The sequence below is a fragment of the Pandoraea commovens genome (genome assembly GCF_024704525.1).
GTDB classification, from domain to species: domain Bacteria; phylum Pseudomonadota; class Gammaproteobacteria; order Burkholderiales; family Burkholderiaceae; genus Pandoraea; species Pandoraea commovens.
This window is the reverse complement of record NZ_CP102780.1, coordinates 2,274,127-2,292,286: the sequence shown is the minus strand read 5'-3', so window position 1 is coordinate 2,292,286 and position 18,160 is coordinate 2,274,127. Positions and strand designations below refer to the sequence as shown.

The following is an 18,160-nucleotide window of genomic DNA, read 5'->3' as shown; positions in this document are numbered from 1 at the left end:
GCACAGGAACCTGCGACGGCGCACAACGGCGCTATTTTGCCTGATTCGGCGCGACGCAGGGCCAAGGCGGGATGCCACGTCGCTGAAATGCCCGGCAAACACCCACCGACAGTGCTACGAACGATGCATGGTGTGCGGCAAAAACTGCAAAAAGGGTCAGAACACGCAGGTTCTGAAGCGCACCCGCCGCATTTTTGCTAAAATACGCGTTTTCGCCCCTGCAAACGAGCCGCCACACAGTGCGCGGCGCTTGTCGGGGCATCGCTCTTGCTCAATTTGTTCGCTTTGTCTGCCACGCTTGCCGACCGGCCCAATGGGGGTCGCGCGTCACGCCAGCGATGGCCTTAACAGGAATCTGTCATGCAGCATCCCATGCTCAATATCGCGGTGAAAGCCGCGCGCCGCGCCGGCTCCATCATCAGCCGAGCCTCCCTGGACATCGAGAAAGTCCAGGTCAGCAAGAAGCAGCACAACGACTTCGTGACGGAAGTGGACAAAGCGGCAGAGCAAGCGATCATCAGCGTCCTCCTCGAAGCCTATCCCGACCATGCCATCCTCGCCGAAGAATCGGGCGAAGAGCACGGCAATTCCGACTCGGAATTCCAGTGGATCATCGATCCGCTCGACGGCACCACCAACTTCATCCACGGCCTGCCCTACTACTGCACGTCGATTGCCCTCGCGCACAAGGGCGTCGTCTCGCAAGCCGTGATCTACGATCCGACCCGCAACGAACTGTTCACCGCATCGCGCGGTCGCGGTGCGTTCCTCGACGGCAAGCGTATTCGCGTCTCGCGCCGTGATCGTCTGGCCGACGGCCTGATCGGCACGGGCTTCCCGTTCCGCGATCTGCAAGGCGTGGAAAACTACCTGAAGATGTTCGGCACGATGACCGAGCATTGCGCGGGTATCCGTCGCCCGGGCGCAGCCGCGCTGGATCTGGCCAACGTCGCCGCTGGCCGCATGGACGGTTTCTTCGAGCAAGGCCTGAACCCGTGGGACATGGCCGCCGGTAGCTTGCTGATCACCGAAGCCGGTGGTCTGGTCGGCAACTACACGGGCGAGTCGGACTTCCTGTTCGAAGGCGAAATCCTCGCGGGCAACCCGAAGATCTACGCACAGATGGTCAAGCTGCTCGAGGGTTATTCGCTCACGAAGCGCCCGGCCCCTTCGGCCAAGTCGGGTACGCTCTCCGTCTCCGCGGAAGGCGGCTCGCAGGCGTAAATACCTGCAAAGTATCAGGGATGCAGCACTCGCGGCGTCCCCAGTAAAAAACCCCGGCGATGCTCACGCATCCCGGGGTTTTTTGTGTCCGGCGCCGCCGTAGCTGCGCCGGAATCTCGTGCGGTGACGTCGAACCGGTCAGGCCGCCAGACGCGCCAGCACCGCATCGCGGCCCAGCAGCTCCAGCACGGCGTCGATGGCGGGCGTGTGCGTGGTGCCCACGACAAGCAGACGCACCGGCATCGCGAGTTGCGGCATCTTCATGCCGTGCTGCGCAAGCGTCGCCTTGAACGCCGGTGAAATGGCTTCCTTCTTCCATTCGGGCAGTGCGGCCAACGCAGCCGCCAGATCCTTCACGGCGGCGCGTGCGGCATCGGTCATGTGCTGCGTCATGTCTTCCGCCGACGGGGCGGGGGCACGGTAGAACATCTCGGCGCTCGCCGCGATGTCCTTGATCGTGTTGGCGCGATCCTTGAACAGACCGACGACACCAGCCAGCGACGGCCCCCCCTCGATCGACACGCCCGCCTTTTGCAGGAACGGCTCGGTCAGCCCGGCCAGACGATCGTTGTCCGCCTGCTTCAGATACTGGTTGTTCAGCCACTGAAGCTTTTCCGGGTTGTGCTGTGCAGGCGACTTGCCGAGATGCTCCAGATCGAACCACGCCACGAACTGCTCGCGCGAGAACACTTCCGCGTCGCCGTGCGCCCAGCCCAGACGCGCCAGGTAGTTCACCACAGCTTCGGGCAGATAGCCTTCTTCGCGGTACTGCACGACGCTCATCGCGCCATTGCGCTTCGACATCTTCTCGCCCTGGTCGTTGAGCACCGTGGGCAAGTGCGCGTACACGGGCCACTTCTTGCCCAGCGCTTCGAAGATGTTGATCTGACGCGGCGTGTTGTTCACGTGGTCGTCGCCACGAATCACGTGCGTGATGTCCATGTCGATGTCGTCGACGACCACGCAGAAGTTATACGTCGGCGTGCCGTCGGGACGCGCAATCACCAGATCGTCGAGTTCTTCGTTCGAGATTTCGATGCGGCCCTTGACCGCGTCTTCCCACACGACGCTGCCGGTCAGCGGATTCTTGAAGCGCAGCACCGGCTGCACACCGGCCGGCGGCTCCGGCAACACCTTGCCCGGCTCCGGACGCCAGCGGCCGTCGTAACGCGGCTTTTCGCCACGCACGCGTTGCTGCTCGCGCAGTTCGTCCAGTTCTTCCATGCTCATGTAGCACGGATAGACGTGACCGCCCGCCTTCAGTTGCTCCAGCACTTCGCGATAGCGATCCATGCGCTGCATCTGATAGAACGGACCTTCGTCGTAATCGAGGCCGAGCCATTCCATGCCTTCCAGAATGACGTCCACGGCTTGCTGCGAGGAACGCTCAAGGTCGGTGTCTTCGATGCGCAACACGAACGCGCCGTTGTTGTGACGCGCGAAGGCCCACGGATAGAGAGCGGAACGGATGTTGCCCAGATGGATGAAACCGGTCGGGCTAGGCGCAAAGCGGGTGCGGACAGTGGTCATGGTTTGGCTTCGGTGCATCGCGTCGGCGACAAACAAAAACGCCCGCAGCGGAGGGATTCGCGCAGGCGGGTCGCCAACATTTGGAAGCCGTCATTATATCAGCCGAGTGCGTGCATTCGCGGCACAGTCCGAGACGGAACTCGGAATTTCCTGAAACCTGCATCGGACGTCGCCCCCGCGCGCGCCCGATGCAGGCCAACGACTCAGGAAAAGCGGGACGGACAGCCCGTCAAAGCTTAGCGAGCGACACCTCGGTGGCCTTGACCAGCGCCACGACCTCGGAGCCTATATCCAGACGCAGTTCGTCGATCGAGCGCGTAGTGATGACCGACGTGACGATACCGCTCGGCGTCTCGACGTCCACTTCCGAGAGGACCGGGCCGCGCAGGATCTCGCGAATACGGCCTTTGAACTGGTTACGCACGTTGATGGCGGTGATACCCATGATGAACTCCTGTGTTCGAAAAGATGTGATCGAGAGGTTGTTGAAAAGCGCGTCGACGCGCGACTAGATCGCCCACCGCACAGCGGCCGCAGGCCACAGCGGCTCGGACACCGGCACATGCGACGACGGCGCGACTTCGGTTTGCAGCACGCGTGCGAGCACCTGGGCTTCGAGCCCGGCAAATTCGACGCTGCCGCGCGCTCGCGGGCGTGCCAGCGACACTGACTGATCGAGCCCCAACTGCCCTTCCTCGATGAGCACGACGCGATCGGCCAGCGCTACCGCCTCCTGCACGTCGTGCGTGACGAGCAGCGCCGTGAAACCGTGCGCGCGCCACAGGCGCTCGATCAGCGCATGCATTTCGATGCGGGTGAGCGCGTCGAGCGCACCGAGCGGCTCATCCAGCAGCAACAAATCGGGTTGATGCACCAGCGCACGCGCCAGTGCCACTCGCTGACGCTGACCGCCCGAGAGCTGACTCGGCCAGTCGTCGGCACGCTCGGCCAGCCCCACTTCACGCAGCACGTCGAGCGCCTTCGCATGCGAAGACTTCGGCAAACCGATGGCGACGTTCTCCAGCACGGTGCGCCACGGCAGCAGACGCGCGTCCTGAAACATGATGCGCGTAGCCACCTTGCCGGAGGCGTCGCCCAGCGCGTGCCCGTCGAGCGTGATGCGCCCGGCGTCCGGCGTCTCCAGCCCGGCGATCAGACGCAGCAGCGTCGACTTGCCGCAACCGCTGCGCCCCACGATGGCGGCGAATCCACCGCGCGGAATCGTCAGTGAGAAGTCCGACAGCACTGAACGTGCGCCGTAACGCTTGCCCACGGCGTCGACACGCAATCCGCCGGACACTTGCGCGTCACTCGCCGGATGCACGACTTTAAGATTCGTCCCCACCGCGCCACGTTGCGCAGCCACGTTCGCCCCGAGCGGCAACCGCGTGCCGAACGGATCGACCTGCGGATCGAGCGACAGCCGGTGTGCGTGGCCGGTGGCGCGCTGCTCGGCCGTCCATTCGGCTTCGATGTCGGCACCCGCGACCGGGGCCAGTTGTTGTGCGCTCATGCGGCGGCTCCTCGTTGAAACGCCGGATGCCAGCGCAACCAGCGAAATTCCAGTTCCTTGGCCAGCACGTCGGCCAGCTTGCCCAGCAGCGCGTACAGCAGAATCCCCACGAGCACGATGTCCGTTTGCAGGAACTCGCGAGCGTTCATCGTCAGATAGCCGATGCCCGATTGCGCCGAGATGGTTTCCGCCACGATCAGCGTCACCCACATCAGGCCGAGCGAAAAGCGCACGCCCACCAGAATCGACGGCAACGCCCCGGGCAGAATCACGTCGCGATACAGCGCCCAGCCGCGCAATCCGTAGCTGCGCGCCATCTCGACCAGCGCCGGATCGACGGCACGAATCCCCGCATACGTATTGAGATACATCGGGAAGAACACACCGATGGAGACGAGGAACAGCTTGGCTTTCTCGTCGATACCGAACCACAGAATCACCAGCGGAATCAGCGCCAGGTGCGGGATGTTGCGCAGCATCTGGAACGACGAGTCGAGCGCCGTTTCCGCCACGCGCGACAGCCCCGTCAGCATGCCCAGCAGCAGCCCGAGACCGCCGCCGATGAGAAAGCCGATAACGGCGCGTCCGGTCGATACACCGATGTCGCGCCAGATCTGCCCTGTGATCGCGAGTTGCCACGCGGCTTCCACGACGGCGGACGGTGCGGGCAGCACCCGCGTCGACAGCCAGCCCTGTTCTGCGGCGAGCTGCCAGAGCGCGACGAGAACGACAGGCACGGCCCACGGTGCAAGGCGGCGAGCGGCACTGCGTCCGTAGCGTTGCAACGTGCCGGGTGCCGCAGCACCGGTAGCGGCGTCGGTGGTGACCCCGGTGGACGAAGTCGTCAGCGTAGATTGGGTCATGCGAATTTCCCCAGGGGCAGCGCGGCCCCAATTCCGTTCAATCCAATGAAGTCGATGTGTATCGGCTGTAAGGTGCGCGAATCAGCTTTGCGACGCCTGCGGCACGATGTTGTTGGCCATCACTTCGCCAATCGGCCCGGACAACGGACCGCGACCGTTGCCAAGCTTCTCGCGTACCTCGCGCGGCAGATGCGGAAACACCAGTTCGGCAAAGCGATACGCTTCTTCGAGGTGCGGATAGCCCGACAGAATGAATGTGTCGATGCCAAGATCCGCGTATTCGCGCAGACGCTGGGCCACGGTCGGGCCATCGCCCACGAGCGCCGTGCCAGCGCCGCCGCGCACGAGTCCTACACCGGCCCACAGGTTCGGTGCGACCACGAGCTTGTCGCGACGTCCGCCATGCAGTGCGGCCATGCGTCGCTGCCCCTCCGAATCCATCTTCGAGAACTGTGTCTGCACACGCGCGATGGTCTCGTCGTCGAGCTTGCTGATGAGCGAGTCGGCGGCGCGCCACGCTTCGTCTTCCGTCTCGCGCACGATCACATGCAAGCGTAGACCGAAGCGCAACGTGCGTCCGAGTTTGGCGGCGCGCGCACGCACGTCCGCGATCTTCTCGGCGACCTCGGCCAGCGGTTCGCCCCACGTCAGATAGACGTCGAGCTGCTCGGCCGCGATCTGACGCGCAGCCTCCGAAGACCCACCGAAATACAGCGGCGGATGCGGCGTCTGCACCGGCGGATACAGCAGCTTTGCGCCCTTCGCACGCAGATGCTCGCCATCGAAATCGACGCTCTCGCCGCGATGCGATTTCTCCAGAATCGAACGCCAGATGCGCAGGAATTCATCCGTCACTTCGTAGCGCTCTGCATGGTCGGCAAAGAAGCCGTCGCCCTCGAGTTCACCGGCATCGCCGCCCGTGACGACGTTGATCAATAGCCTGCCCCCCGACAGGCGATCGAACGTCGCCGCCATACGTGCGGTGAGCGCAGGCGATGCGATGCCGGGGCGAATGGCGACGAGAAACTTCAGGTTACGGGTCCCGCCGATGAGGCTCGACGCCGTCACCCATGCGTCTTCGCAGGAACGTCCCGTGGGCAGCAGAACGCCTTCGTAACCCAGGGTGTCGACCGCGCTGGCGATCTGTCGTGCATAGTCGAAATCGAACACGCGCCCACCGTCGGACGTGCCGAGATAACGGGCGTCGCCATGCGTCGGAATAAACCAGAAGACTTGCATACGGACTCCGGCGCTCAGGCAGCGAGCGTCGCGCTGGCGGCGCCCACACCGTGAGCTCCGCGTGCATTGCGGAGGCCTTCGGCCACCTTACCCGGCCACTGGCGGATCACCTCGCGTTCATGCAGCCATTGCGAGAGCTGATCGACGGTCGCGCCCAGACGTTCGGCGATGGCGGCGTCGAGCGTCGCGCCCTCCTCCTTCGGCACTTGCAGATCGACGGCAAACACGCCTCGCAGGATATGCTGCGCACCGAGCGCCGAAAGCACGGGCTTGAGCGCGTAGTCGAGCGCGAGCAGATGCGCGGGACTGCCGCCGGTCGCGAACGGGGCGACGAGCTTGTCCGCGAGGCCGTCTTGCGGCAGCACGTCGAGGAAGGCTTTCAGCAAACCGCTGTAGGCCGCCTTGTAGACGGGGGTGGCGACGACGACTGCCTGCGCACCGGCCACTTGGGCGAGCGCGTGACGCAGATCGTCGTGGGAGGTATCGGCAGCGAGCAGCGCTGCGGGCGAGAGTGCACGGATATCGATGCGGCGTACCTCGATACCAGCCGAAGCCAGATCGGATTCGACGAAACGCAACAACCGGGCACTGCGTGAGGCAGCCGACGGGCTGCCGGAAATCGTGACGGCGTATGTCATACTTCCCTGCCAAAGACGGGCCGTGGCCCTGTGGAATCGAAGCACTCCGCAGACGCGTGGACGATGCACGCAACGCCTGCGATGCCGACCGGAGGCGTCGATGAGTACGCGCCGTCGGCCACTGGTGAACCAGTGTAACGAGGCGCTCCGCGCGCCCGAACCAATCAATCCGGGATAGCTTTGCGCGTTTTCTCATAACCTGAAGTCATGCACCTTCGCCGCCTTATTCCTTCTGGCGGTGATAATCGCGCCACCTCATTACCATGTCCGCCCCGATCCTCGAGCTTCGCGAGTACCGTGCCACCGATAGCACCGACACACACGACTTCCATCAGGTCGTGATCGGACTGTCCGGACGCATGTCGCTCTCGCTCGATGGCGACGCCACCCAGCACGGACGCGTGGGCGCACGCAACGGCGTGGTCATTCCGGCAGGCGTGCGGCATGGCTATCGGGGCGACGGACCGAACCGGCAGATCGTGCTGGATGTCCCCGCCGCAATTGCCAACGCCACCGGCACGGCACGCACCTTCTCGCGTGAAGCGTTCTTCGCGCTGGATGCCGGGCTGCTGGCGCTGGTGCATCGGGTGAGCGCCAGCGTGGATGCCGGACGTCCGCTCGATGCAGACGACCCCGTCGTGCGGGAATGGCTTGCCGCGCTCACGCCCCGGCTGGCACCGGCACGTCATGCCTCGCGCACTGTGCGACTGGATCTGTCGCAAGTCGACGCGCGCCTGCAAGCCGATCTCGCCACACCGCTCGACACCGCCACGCTCGCGCGGGAAGCGGGCATGAGCGTGCGACATTTCCACGACTGCTTCGTCGCGATGACCGGCGAGACGCCTCATCGGCATCTCATCCGCCTGCGGCTTGCCCGCGCCGCTTCGCTGCTGCTCGATGAAGCGGCGCCGCTCGCCGACATCGCGCTGGACGTCGGCTTCAACGATCAAAGCGCCCTCACCCATGCCTTCCGTCAGCATTTCGGGCTGACGCCCGCCGCTTGGCGACGCGCCCGGACTGCCAACTGACAGCCCTTACGGACCCTCTGCCGACGCTGTCTGCCGGATTTCACAAGCCATTCCCACGCGCGACGCGTTACGCTCCTCTGTTCCTTCCCCCATCGCATCGCGAACGGAGCAGCAAATGACGGATTCCGCACACAAGACCGAGACCCCGAACACCATCGAATGGCAAGATTTCGAGAAGATCGAGCTGCGCGTGGGCACGGTCGTGTCGGCGCGCGTCAATGAAAAGGCGAAGAAGCCCGCGTATGTGCTGGAAGTCGATCTGGGCGAGCTGGGCGTAAAGACATCGAGCGCGCAGATCACGGTGCACTACACGCCGGAGGCCCTCGTCGGCCGACAGGTACTGTGCGTGTGCAATTTCGGGCCGAAGCGCATCGCAGGCGTCGTGTCCGAGGTGCTGGTGACCGGCTTTGCCGACACCGACGGCGCCATCGTCCTGGCCGGTGTGGAGCGCAAAGTGCCCAACGGCGCACGCTTGCACTGATCTTCAGTGACATTCGCCACAACAAGTTCCTGAGTCATTTCGGAATACCGAACGGCATTCGTCCCAAAAATAGCGTCCCCACGACACCAAATACGCGAACTGCGGTCGAAGCTGCGATCTAATTGCTGCCATGCTCGGTCGGGCCACCCAAGGCCCCCGTGGCAGCAATCGACAGACACGCCCTGACGTGTCGGCAGCTTTGGGGGATGACCATCTTGAAATCACTGTTTTATCGCCTCGGGCTTGGGCTCGGCGGACTCGCCCTGTTCTGGGCGCTTGGCATGCTCAGCGCGAACGAGTTCGGCAAGAGTGCGGCGATCATGGCAACGGCCCTGCCGGGACTCGGCGGCCTGTGCCTTCTGCTGCGCGCGAGACCTGCATGGCTCAGCGCTACCACGCTGGGCGTCATCGCCGTGTTCTTTCTCGATGCGGCAACCAAAGGATTCCTGCGCGATTATTTCGGTCTGCGTCCGAATCATCTGCTTGTGTTGCAGGCGGTGTTCAACACCAATCCGGCCGAGACGAGCGAGTTCTTTCGCCATAACTGGCGCGACGTGGCCGAAGCCAGCGCCGTCTTCACGATTCTGATGACGGCAGTGGTCGTGCTGGAGCGCCTCCTGCCGCGCGCGGCGGCTCACCGTCCGCTGCGACGCCGCAGCAAGGTCGCTGTGGCCACACTCTTCACCGGCTTCGTCGCGCTGCATCTGAACCCGACGATGGCCAAGGAAAATCCCGTCCTTTACTGGCCACTTCGTTACCTCGACTACAAGGGACAGTTGGCGCACGCCGACGAATTGCAGCGTCAGCTCGATCGCAACATGGCGCAGCGTGCCGACTGGCATGTGCAGTATCGCGGACCGGAGCAAAAGACGGTGGTGTGGGTGATTGGCGAGAGTTCGAACCGCAACAACATGTCGCTCTACGGCTACGCACGCAACACCACACCGATGCTCGACACGATGCGCGACGATCTCATCGTGTTCCGCGATGTCGTGTCCTCGGAACCGGCGACGATGGCTTCGCTCATGAAGATGCTCACGCCCGCAAACCTCGACGACCCCGACGCCTGGACGAGCAAACCCGACCTCGTGATGCTCGCCAAAGAGGCTGGATTCCGCACGTATTGGATCTCGAATCAGATGCCCAACGACGGGTGGCTCGGGTTAGTCGCCAACCGTGCAGACGAGCGTGTCTTCATCAATAAGGGCGCCGGACGCGGCGAGAACAACTACGACGGCAATCTGCTGCCGGACTTCGAAGCGGCGTTGGCGAGCGACGCCCCGCGCAAGCTCATCGTCGTGCACTTGCTGGGCGCGCACCCGACCTACGATATGCGCTACCCCGACGAGTTCGCGCGTTTCGACAATACCGACGACAGCGTGATGGCCACGCTCGAAGCGCAGGGGCGCTCGCTCTGGGTACGTCATGCGCGAAACGACTACGACAACGCAATCGCTTACAACGACTTCGTCGTCTCCAGTCTGATTCGAAAGACGATGGCTGCAACAGGATCGTCGGACGCGAGTCTGCTGTACAGTTCAGACCACGCGCAAGAGGTCGGTCACACGCGCAATCACTCGGGCCAGTCGGTGGCCGACGCCTCCGGTTACGAGATTCCGATGCTCGTCTGGTCACGCAACGCCGTCGATGCGAAAGCACGCCCGGCGCTGGAGCAGCGACCGTATCAGACCGACCGTCTGGACCACACGATGCTCGGCCTGCTCGACATCGACACGCCGTACTACAACGCGTCGCACGATGTGTTGAGCGATGCATTTGTGCCCACGCCCCGCCGCATCAACGGCCGAGCCTATGTGCCGTCAGGGGTACCGTCAGGGGTACCGTCAGGGCACACAGCCCTCGCGGCCGACGCGGGCTAACAGCGGGGAACGTCAATTCAATAGCAAGAACCGGAGCGTCTGCCAACTCGGATCTGCCTAGACTCCCTTCGTGATATCGATCTCGAAGGGACTTCCATGTCAGACGCTCGACCGCCGCTCTCGCCCTGCCCGACCGCCGCCACAGCCGAGGCGGATACACCCATCGCACCCGACACCGCGTCGCCCGACGAACGCGTTGTTTCGCTCGTCACGTCGCTCTCGCGTGCGAATCTCGCCGCACAGTTCAGTGAACAGATGACGTTGGCCGTCATTCCGATTGTGGCGGTGATTGCGTTGCAGGCGTCCGCAGAGCAGACGGCCTCGTTGCAAGCCGCAACGACGCTGCCCTTCTTGCTGCTCTCCCTGCCTGCAGGTGTGCTCGCCGACCGCTACCGGCGCAAACCGCTGATGATCGCCACAGAGCTGCTGCGTGCCATCGCATTACTGCTGCTGTTCGCGCTGTTCCAGATGAAGTGGCTGTCGCTCACGGCCCTCGGTGCACTGGGCTTCGCGATGGCCTCGGGGACGGTCGTCTTCGGGGCGGCGGCGCCATCGCTTGTGGCCATGCTCGTCGGCCCCGCGCATCTGCTCGCCGCGAACCGGCAGCTCGAAACCGCGCGCAGTATCGCCTTCACCGCAGGGCCAGCCATTGGCGGTGTGCTCGCCGGTGTGGCGTCGGGCATGTTTGCGTTTGCGGCGGCCTTCGCGTTATCGCTCGGCAGCGCGTTCTGGCTGTCACGTCTGCCTGAAGAGGCGCCCCGCGCGCCGTCGCATCGCGACTTCAAGCGCGAACTGGCGCAAGGCATTCGCTTCATCGCGACAAATGCCTATCTGCGATCGATCGTCGCAACGGCCTTCGTGTTCAACACGTCGTGGTATCTACTGCTGGCGATCTTCGCGTACTACGCCATCGACGCGCTCGCATTCTCTGCGCAGGCCGTTGGCGCAGCATTGGGCGTGTACGGCTTCGGGATGGTGTGCGGCGCGATGGGTTACGCGCGCATCGCGCAACGGCTGTCGTTCGGACGACAGATCCTTTTGGGGCCGGTTTGCGCCGCTGGCGCGGCATTGTTGATGGCGTCGACTTCGATGCTGGCCGTCGGCGATAGGCACGGTGTTGCCCACGGGCTGGTCTTCATCGCGTTCTTTCTGTTCGGCTTCGGCCCGATTGTGTGGACGATCTCCACGACCTCGCTGCGCCAGGTGGTCACGCCGGGCGGCCTGATCGCGCGCGTGTCGGCCGCGACGATGACGGCGACGTTCGGTGCGCGTCCGCTCGGCGCTTTTCTGGGTGCGTGGGTCGCTTCGTCGCTCGGCATCAAAGCGTGCCTGATCGCGATGGCCTTGGGTTTCGCGCTGCAACTCACGATCATCCTCCGCTCGCCTGCGGCGCGATTAAGATCGCTCACATCTCTCGTGAGCGTTGCGAGCGGATCGAATGGATCGTCGTGACGCTTGGCCGCTTGGTTGCTTGGTTGCTTGGCCGCATGACGTAGGGAACGCCGAAAAGCAAATGGGGGAAGGATGCGACATCGCATTCTTCCCCCATCGTTTCGTGCAGACGGCAATTGCATCGTCAAACAGATGTGCGCTTGTCGCGCTCATCGCGCTTATCGCGCTTATCGCTTACGCGCCGAGCACTTCCTTCAGCGCATCCGTCAACGCCTGACACTCGCTCTCCGTTCCCACCGTAATTCGCAGGAACTGGGCAATGCGCGCGTGCTTGAAGTGACGCACGATGATCGAACGCTCACGCAACGACGCCGCCAGTTGCGCCGCGTCGTGCGACGGATGACGCACGAACACGAAGTTCGCCGTCGACGGCAGCACGTCGAAACCGAGTGCCGACAGCCGTGCTGTGAGCGCATCGCGGCTCGCGATCACGGCCTGACGCGTCTCGTTGAAATAAGCTTCGTCTTCGACGGCCGCAACGCCCGCCGCTTGCGCAAGGCGGTCGAGCGGATACGAGTTGAAGCTGTTCTTCACGCGCTCCAGTGCTTCGATCAGATCCGGATGACCGATGGCAAAACCCAGCCGCAACCCCGCCAGCGAGCGCGATTTCGAAAGCGTTTGCACAACGAGCAGATTCGGATATTTCGCGATCAGCGTCGCCGCCGTCTCACCACCGAAGTCGATGTAAGCCTCATCGATCACCACCACCGAATCCGGGTTGCCTGCCAGCAGACGCTCGATCTCGCCCGACGCCAGCGCACGCCCGGTCGGCGCGTTCGGATTCGGGAAAATGATGCCGCCGTTCGGCTTGAGGTATGCATCAACGTCGATCTCGAACGTGTCGGTCAGCGGCACGTTCTCGAACGCCACGCCATACAGCCCGCAGTACACCGGATAGAAGCTATACGTGATGTCCGGATACAGGATCGGCTTGTCGTGCTTGAGCAGGCCCTGAAACACGTTGGCCAGCACTTCGTCCGAACCGTTGCCTACGTGAACGTTAGCCACTTCCAGACCGAAACGCGTCGCGATGGCCTGCTTGAAGCGGCGTGCATCCGGGTCCGGATACAGCTTCAAGGCATCGGCATCGGCGCCCAGCGCGTCACGAATGGCGGCGAGCACGCGCGGCGACGGACCGTACGGATTCTCGTTGGTATTGAGTTTGATGAGCCGCTGCATCTGCGGCTGCTCACCGGGGACATAGGGCGTCAGATCGGCGACGCCCGCACTCCAGAATTTGCTCATGACGTGTTCGATCCGCTCAGCTCACGAATCCGCGCGCCAGATCGGCCTGAATGTCGGCCGGCGACTCCAGACCGACGGCCAGACGGATCAGCCCTTCGGTGATGCCCGCTGCGGCACGCGCTTCCGGCGTGATACGGCCGTGCGTCGTGCTGGCCGGGTGCGTGATGGTCGTACGCGTATCACCGAGGTTACCGGTAATCGAGCACACACGGGTGTTGTCGATCAGACGCCATGCGTTCTCGCGCTGCTCGGCAGGCGTCGCGCCCTTGAGTTCGAAGGCGACAATCGCACCGCCCGCCTTTTGCTGACGCTTCGCAAGTTCGTATTGCGGATGCGACGGCAGGCCCGGGTAGTACACACGGCCGATCTGCGGCTGCTTCTCCAGCCATTGCGCGAGTTCCAGCGCGTTAGCCGATTGCTTCTCGACACGCAACGACAGCGTTTCCATGCCCTTGAGCAACACCCACGCGTTGAACGCCGAGAGCGTCGGGCCCGCGCTGCGCACGAACGTGAAGACCTTGCCCATGATGAAGTCCTTCTTGCCGACGATCGCGCCGCCCAGCACACGGCCCTGACCGTCGAGGTACTTCGTTGCCGAGTGCACCACAACGTCTGCTCCGTACTCGATCGGACGCTGCAACACCGGCGTGCAGAAACAGTTGTCGACGACGAACAATGCGCCCGCGTCCTTCGCGATCTTGCCGATGGCTTCGATGTCGGCGATGTCGGTGAGCGGGTTGGACGGCGTCTCCAGGAAGAACATCTTCGTGTTCGGACGGATCGCGGCGCGCCAGGCGTCGAGGTCGGTCGGATCGACAAAGGTCGTCTCGACACCGAAGCGGCTGAAGATCTGCGAGAACACGTTCAGCGTCGAGCCGAAGATGCTCTGCGAACTGACGAGGTGGTCGCCCGCCGACAGGGCCGTCATCACCACCGAGACGATGGCGCTCATGCCCGACGCCGTCGCCATGCAGGCCTCGCCGCCTTCGAGCGCGGCCAGACGGTCCTGGAACATCGATACGGTCGGGTTGGTGAAGCGCGAGTACGTGAACCCTTCTTCCGAATGGGCGAAGCGCTCGGCGGCCTCGGCCGCGCTCTTGAATACGAAGCTCGAGGTCAGGAACAGCGCCTCGGAGTGTTCACCAAACTCGGAGCGTTGCGTGCCCGCGCGCACCGCCAGGGTATCGAAGTCGAAGGAATCCATCGTGTGTCTCGTCATTGGGTCGGCGCACTCGCCGGCCAAAAAAAGAAAAGCCCGTTTCGCTTGTCAGCAAAACGGGCTCGAAATCCATCTGTCTAGGCCTCGCTTTAGCTGTTTCGGGGATATTCCCCCACGTCCGCAAGCTGAAATCAAATCGACGTGAGAAGCAGTGTAGCACGTTGCCGGAGGAGAAGGAAAAACTCCGCCGACCGCTCCGGTGGCCTCGGCAGCCCCGGCCTGACAAGCCTTCCGGCCATGTCAGACCCGGCTGCGCATGGCTCAGAGGCCCAGTTGTGCGCCGCGCGGCTCGCCTTCATCGCCTTCGCTCGCTTCCGCTACCGGCGCCTTCGGTGCCTTGCGTTGCTGCTCCAGACGATTCAGGTACTCGGGCGTGACGTCGCCGGTGATGTAGTTACCGTCGAAGCACGAGGCGTCGAAGTCCGACAGCGCCGGGTTGATATCGCGTACCGCGGCCTTCATGTCCTCGACGTCCTGATAGATCAGTTCGTCTGCGCCGATGATGCGAGCCACTTCTTCGTCGCTGCGATCATGGGCAACCAGTTCGCTGCGCGTGGGCATGTCGATGCCGTACACGTTCGGGAACTTCACGGGCGGCGCAGCCGAGGCGAAGATAACCTTGCGGGCACCGGCGTCGCGCGCCATCTGCACGATTTCCTGGCTGGTCGTGCCGCGCACGATCGAGTCGTCGACGATCAGCACGTTCTTGTCCTTGAACTCGACGCGCATCGCATTGAGCTTCTGACGCACCGACTTCTTGCGCATCGCCTGGCCGGGCATGATGAAGGTACGGCCGACGTAACGGTTCTTGAAGAAACCTTCACGGTAGTTCAGACCCAGACGCTTGGCGACTTGCATCGCAGCGGGACGGCTGGAATCCGGGATCGGCATGACGACGTCGATGTCCTTGTAATCGATCTCGCGGCGAATCTTCTCGGCGAGGTAGTCACCCATGCGCAGACGGGCGTCGTAGACGGGCACGCCGTCGAGCACCGAATCCGGACGGGCCAGATACACGAGTTCGAAAATGCACGGATGCATCGACGATTCCGGCGCGCATTGCTGCGACGTCAGTTCGCCGTCATTGCTGATGAAGATCGCCTCGCCCGGCTTGACGTCGCGCTCGAACGCGAAGCCCATGCCTTCGAGAGCTACCGATTCCGATGCAATCATCCACTCCGTGCCGTTCGGGCCGTCGAAGCGGCCGATACACAGCGGACGAATGCCGTGCGGGTCGCGGAAGGCGAGCAGACCGAAACCGGAGATGATGGAGACGATGGCGTACGAGCCGCGCAGGCGGTTGTGCACCTTGCCCACGGCCTGGAACAGCGAGTCGACGGAGAGGCCGTCGCGCGAGCTTTCCTGCAGTTCGTGCGCGAGCACGTTGAGCAGCACTTCGGAGTCGGACGTGGTGTTGATGTGGCGACGATCGACACGGAACATCTCGTCCTTGAGCTGTTCCCAATTCGTCAGGTTGCCGTTGTGGGCGAGCACGATGCCGTACGGGGCATTCACGTAGAACGGCTGGGCCTGTGCGGCGCTCGACGAGCCTGCGGTCGGATAGCGCACCTGACCGATGCCCACCGTGCCCGGCAAGTCGCGCATGTTGCGCGTGCGGAACACGTCGCGCACCATGCCGTTGCCCTTGTGCATGTAGAAGGACTGGCCATCCGTCGTCGCGATACCTGCGGCGTCCTGGCCGCGGTGCTGCAACAGCAGCAGACTATCGTAGATGAACTGGTTGACCGGGGATTTGGAGACTACACCGACGATGCCACACATGGCATGAATCCTTCAAAAAACATCGAAATCTGCATCAAACGGACTGTATTATCCGTCATTCGGAAACCTTGTGCAGGCCGGTCGATGGCGTGGGCGATCCGTTCGATCCGCCACTGCGCATTCCCCATCCCTGCTGCTGACCATTCGCCGCGTCGCCCGCACCCTGCGCGCTCAATCCTGTCCCCGCGCCACCCATCAGGTTCGACAATCGGGTCGAGACGGCCTTCGTAGCGCCAGCCTTCACTTCATTCACCACTTCGGTCGTCACGCCGCGTGCTACCTGATCGATAGCACCATTCGACGCACCGCTCTGTCCATTCTGTCCGCCCGACGGCTGGCCCGGAGTGCCGGGCTGCACGCCCTGACCACCCTGCCCGCCCTGACCGCCTGACTCAGGCGCGCCGCGATAAGGTTCCATCTGTGGCAAGGGAAGCGTCTTTCCCAATGGATTAACGCTCGGCACGGCGGCGTCAGGCTTGCGCAGGTAGTACTGCACCGGCTCCGGCAGATACGGCATCAGCCGCTCCAGACCTGCCTCGACCCACGGACGCGTCACCGAATGCTGCCAGACCGGTTGTTGCGGCAATGTCGTTAACTTGGCGGCGACCATCAACAACATCAAGAGCAAAATGCCGCGAACAATGCCAAAAAGCATGCCCAACCCGCGATCCGCCGGACGCAGGCCGATCATGTCGGTCATGCGCCCCACGAGCGCGCTGACGATCCCGGCACCGAACACCACGGCCACCAGCACCAGCAGAAAACCCAACGCCCCTTGCGTCAGTTCGCCGCCCGGCAAATCGGCCGGGAGCCAGTGCGCGACGCTCGGACCGAAGGCGCGTGCGACGAAGAACGCCACCACCCAGCCCACGAGGTTGAACAACTCGCGCACCAGACCGCGCAACATGCCCAGCAACATCGAGCCGACCAGAATGGCGATGGCCGCGTAATCCACCACGGTCAACAGACCGCTATGCACCGTATCGCCCAACTCAGCCCGCCTCGGCGACCTGCGCCGTCAGACCAGCATCGCGAATCTTCTTGCCAGCCGCTTCGGCCGACGTGCGATCCGGGAACGGGCCTGCCCGCAGCAGATACAGTTCGCGGCCGTCGACCGAACTCTTGACCATGTAGCTCGGCACGTTCACCAGTTTGAGTTTGACGAGCCACGCCTGCGCACGGTCCTGCGTCGAGAACGCGCCAATACGCACCAGGAACTTGCCGTTCGAGGCAGTCTTCTGCGCGGTATCGTGATTGTCCGGCTTGGCGGCGGGTTTGGCCGCCGTGTTGTTCTGCGCGAACTGCGCGATCGGATCGGCGACGTTGTTGGCTTGCGCGGGCTTCGTCTGCGTCTTGGCAGTGTCGTGCGAGTCCGGCTTGGCCGCCGGCTTCGTATCAGCGTGCTGCTCCGGCTTCTTGACGTCAGGCTTGGTTTCCGGCTTGTGCTCCGGCTTGGCCTGCGCGACCTGCGGCTCAGGCACCACGCTCGGCGCGGGCGACGGGGCCGGTGTCGGCGCAGCGGCAGACGGCGGCACGGCGGTCGGTGCCGGTGCGGGCTTGGCGTTGTTCGCCAGCGTGCTGCTGTCGACCGCCTCTTCGCCCTTGTCGAGCGACGCGTCGGACGACGGAACGGCAGCCGCTTGCGGCTTCACGCGCACGGGCGGTGAGTTGGCGTCTTTACCGGGAATCTGGATGGCGATGTCGTCGGCCGTCGGCTTCGGCTCGGGCGCGAGCACCATCGGCAAAATGATGACGGCCGCGAGCACCAGCGCCAACGCGCCGACCAGACGGCGGCGCGCGCGTTGCTTTTCGGGCAGAAGCGGGTCGAGTTGCTCGTGCTCGCTGTACTCGCCCCCTCCTCCCGCCGTACGGGTGCCGGTGCGGCCGCTCCTGCGGCTACCGCGCTTCGGGGGAACGGCTTCGGCGTCATTCTTGCGGAAGGAAAACAATCCCATAGGCCCTTGGCTCAGGTCGAAACTTGCGTCGTTGGACTGATCATCGCGCATCCGGTGCGTCATGCGCATGACATTTCTCGTAAGCAAATGTCACGGCATACGCGCTTTTGC

General features: G+C 63.7%; 16 protein-coding genes. 5 read left to right on the top strand and 11 right to left on the bottom strand.

Going from position 1 to position 18,160, the window contains the following annotated elements; translation table 11 throughout:
* Nucleotides 1-360 precede the first annotated feature (360 nt).
* Entirely contained in the window at nt 361-1,224 is an 864-nt protein-coding gene (locus NTU39_RS10710) for an inositol monophosphatase family protein (RefSeq protein ID WP_150664893.1), read from the top strand.
* Between the two features lie 138 nt (nt 1,225-1,362).
* Here NTU39_RS10710 and gltX read toward each other — a convergent pair whose 3' ends face one another.
* The 6 genes from gltX to ssuE form a co-directional block, all read right to left on the bottom strand.
* Complete coding sequence (gene gltX, locus NTU39_RS10705) at nt 1,363-2,754, bottom strand: glutamate--tRNA ligase (protein WP_150576821.1); 1,392 nt, start codon at nt 2,752-2,754, stop codon at nt 1,363-1,365.
* Nucleotides 2,755-2,983: 229 nt separating this feature from the next.
* On the bottom strand, nt 2,984-3,199 hold the full coding sequence (locus NTU39_RS10700) for a TOBE domain-containing protein (protein WP_039399140.1): 216 nt from the start codon (nt 3,197-3,199) through the stop codon (nt 2,984-2,986).
* A gap of 63 nt (nt 3,200-3,262) precedes the next feature.
* Nucleotides 3,263-4,267: an ATP-binding cassette domain-containing protein gene (locus NTU39_RS10695; RefSeq protein ID WP_257959804.1), complete on the bottom strand. Its 1,005-nt coding sequence runs from the start codon at nt 4,265-4,267 to the stop codon at nt 3,263-3,265.
* Nucleotides 4,264-5,130, bottom strand: coding sequence for an aliphatic sulfonate ABC transporter permease SsuC (gene ssuC / locus NTU39_RS10690; RefSeq protein WP_257959803.1), 867 nt, complete (start codon nt 5,128-5,130; stop codon nt 4,264-4,266). Before ssuC ends, NTU39_RS10695 begins: the two co-directional genes overlap by 4 nt.
* Nucleotides 5,131-5,211: 81 nt before the next feature.
* On the bottom strand, nt 5,212-6,369 hold the full coding sequence (ssuD, locus tag NTU39_RS10685) for an FMNH2-dependent alkanesulfonate monooxygenase (RefSeq protein WP_257959802.1): 1,158 nt from the start codon (nt 6,367-6,369) through the stop codon (nt 5,212-5,214).
* 14 nt (nt 6,370-6,383) lie between these two features.
* Complete coding sequence (gene ssuE / locus NTU39_RS10680; RefSeq protein ID WP_257959801.1) at nt 6,384-7,007, bottom strand: NADPH-dependent FMN reductase; 624 nt, start codon at nt 7,005-7,007, stop codon at nt 6,384-6,386.
* A gap of 263 nt (nt 7,008-7,270) precedes the next feature.
* Here ssuE and NTU39_RS10675 point away from each other — a divergent pair, with 263 nt between their 5' ends.
* The 4 genes from NTU39_RS10675 to NTU39_RS10660 all read left to right on the top strand — a co-directional run bounded on the left by NTU39_RS10675 (nt 7,271) and on the right by NTU39_RS10660 (nt 11,848).
* On the top strand, nt 7,271-8,035 hold the full coding sequence (locus NTU39_RS10675) for an AraC family transcriptional regulator (protein ID WP_257959800.1): 765 nt from the start codon (nt 7,271-7,273) through the stop codon (nt 8,033-8,035).
* A gap of 115 nt (nt 8,036-8,150) precedes the next feature.
* Nucleotides 8,151-8,516, top strand: coding sequence for a tRNA-binding protein (locus NTU39_RS10670; protein ID WP_257959799.1), 366 nt, complete (start codon nt 8,151-8,153; stop codon nt 8,514-8,516).
* Between the two features lie 215 nt (nt 8,517-8,731).
* The gene (locus NTU39_RS10665) at nt 8,732-10,396 is read left to right on the top strand and encodes a phosphoethanolamine transferase (RefSeq protein WP_257959798.1); all 1,665 of its coding nucleotides are present in this window, start codon (nt 8,732-8,734) and stop codon (nt 10,394-10,396) included.
* 96 nt (nt 10,397-10,492) lie between these two features.
* Nucleotides 10,493-11,848 carry an MFS transporter gene (locus tag NTU39_RS10660; RefSeq protein ID WP_257959797.1) on the top strand — a complete coding sequence of 452 codons (1,356 nt, stop codon included), beginning with the start codon at nt 10,493-10,495 and terminating at the stop codon, nt 11,846-11,848.
* A gap of 174 nt (nt 11,849-12,022) precedes the next feature.
* Here NTU39_RS10660 and hisC read toward each other — a convergent pair whose 3' ends face one another.
* The 5 genes from hisC to NTU39_RS10635 all read right to left on the bottom strand — a co-directional run bounded on the left by hisC (nt 12,023) and on the right by NTU39_RS10635 (nt 18,118).
* Nucleotides 12,023-13,093 carry a histidinol-phosphate transaminase gene (gene hisC / locus NTU39_RS10655; protein ID WP_257959796.1) on the bottom strand — a complete coding sequence of 357 codons (1,071 nt, stop codon included), beginning with the start codon at nt 13,091-13,093 and terminating at the stop codon, nt 12,023-12,025.
* 16 nt (nt 13,094-13,109) lie between these two features.
* The gene (locus NTU39_RS10650) at nt 13,110-14,297 is read right to left on the bottom strand and encodes an O-succinylhomoserine sulfhydrylase (RefSeq protein WP_257959795.1); all 1,188 of its coding nucleotides are present in this window, start codon (nt 14,295-14,297) and stop codon (nt 13,110-13,112) included.
* Between the two features lie 276 nt (nt 14,298-14,573).
* Complete coding sequence (gene purF, locus NTU39_RS10645; protein WP_150664883.1) at nt 14,574-16,094, bottom strand: amidophosphoribosyltransferase; 1,521 nt, start codon at nt 16,092-16,094, stop codon at nt 14,574-14,576.
* A gap of 55 nt (nt 16,095-16,149) precedes the next feature.
* Nucleotides 16,150-17,085: a CvpA family protein gene (locus NTU39_RS10640; RefSeq protein ID WP_257959794.1), complete on the bottom strand. Its 936-nt coding sequence runs from the start codon at nt 17,083-17,085 to the stop codon at nt 16,150-16,152.
* A gap of 1 nt (nt 17,086) precedes the next feature.
* Complete coding sequence (locus NTU39_RS10635; protein WP_257959793.1) at nt 17,087-18,118, bottom strand: SPOR domain-containing protein; 1,032 nt, start codon at nt 18,116-18,118, stop codon at nt 17,087-17,089.
* Nucleotides 18,119-18,160 lie beyond the last annotated feature (42 nt).

What these genes read in the sequence shown, in the direction of transcription:
- ssuD (WP_257959802.1), bottom strand. Translation starts at nt 6,369, where the DNA reads ATGCAAGTCTTCTGGTTTATTCCGACGCATGGCGACGCCCGTTATCTC.
- ssuC (WP_257959803.1), bottom strand. Translation starts at nt 5,130, where the DNA reads ATGACCCAATCTACGCTGACGACTTCGTCCACCGGGGTCACCACCGAC.
- ssuE (WP_257959801.1), bottom strand. Translation starts at nt 7,007, where the DNA reads ATGACATACGCCGTCACGATTTCCGGCAGCCCGTCGGCTGCCTCACGC.
- NTU39_RS10635 (WP_257959793.1), bottom strand. Translation starts at nt 18,118, where the DNA reads ATGCGCATGACGCACCGGATGCGCGATGATCAGTCCAACGACGCAAGT.
- purF (WP_150664883.1), bottom strand. Translation starts at nt 16,094, where the DNA reads ATGTGTGGCATCGTCGGTGTAGTCTCCAAATCCCCGGTCAACCAGTTC.
- NTU39_RS10675 (WP_257959800.1), top strand. Translation starts at nt 7,271, where the DNA reads ATGTCCGCCCCGATCCTCGAGCTTCGCGAGTACCGTGCCACCGATAGC.
- NTU39_RS10710 (WP_150664893.1), top strand. Translation starts at nt 361, where the DNA reads ATGCAGCATCCCATGCTCAATATCGCGGTGAAAGCCGCGCGCCGCGCC.
- NTU39_RS10660 (WP_257959797.1), top strand. Translation starts at nt 10,493, where the DNA reads ATGTCAGACGCTCGACCGCCGCTCTCGCCCTGCCCGACCGCCGCCACA.
- NTU39_RS10695 (WP_257959804.1), bottom strand. Translation starts at nt 4,267, where the DNA reads ATGAGCGCACAACAACTGGCCCCGGTCGCGGGTGCCGACATCGAAGCC.
- NTU39_RS10650 (WP_257959795.1), bottom strand. Translation starts at nt 14,297, where the DNA reads ATGGATTCCTTCGACTTCGATACCCTGGCGGTGCGCGCGGGCACGCAA.
- NTU39_RS10670 (WP_257959799.1), top strand. Translation starts at nt 8,151, where the DNA reads ATGACGGATTCCGCACACAAGACCGAGACCCCGAACACCATCGAATGG.
- gltX (WP_150576821.1), bottom strand. Translation starts at nt 2,754, where the DNA reads ATGACCACTGTCCGCACCCGCTTTGCGCCTAGCCCGACCGGTTTCATC.
- NTU39_RS10700 (WP_039399140.1), bottom strand. Translation starts at nt 3,199, where the DNA reads ATGGGTATCACCGCCATCAACGTGCGTAACCAGTTCAAAGGCCGTATT.
- hisC (WP_257959796.1), bottom strand. Translation starts at nt 13,093, where the DNA reads ATGAGCAAATTCTGGAGTGCGGGCGTCGCCGATCTGACGCCCTATGTC.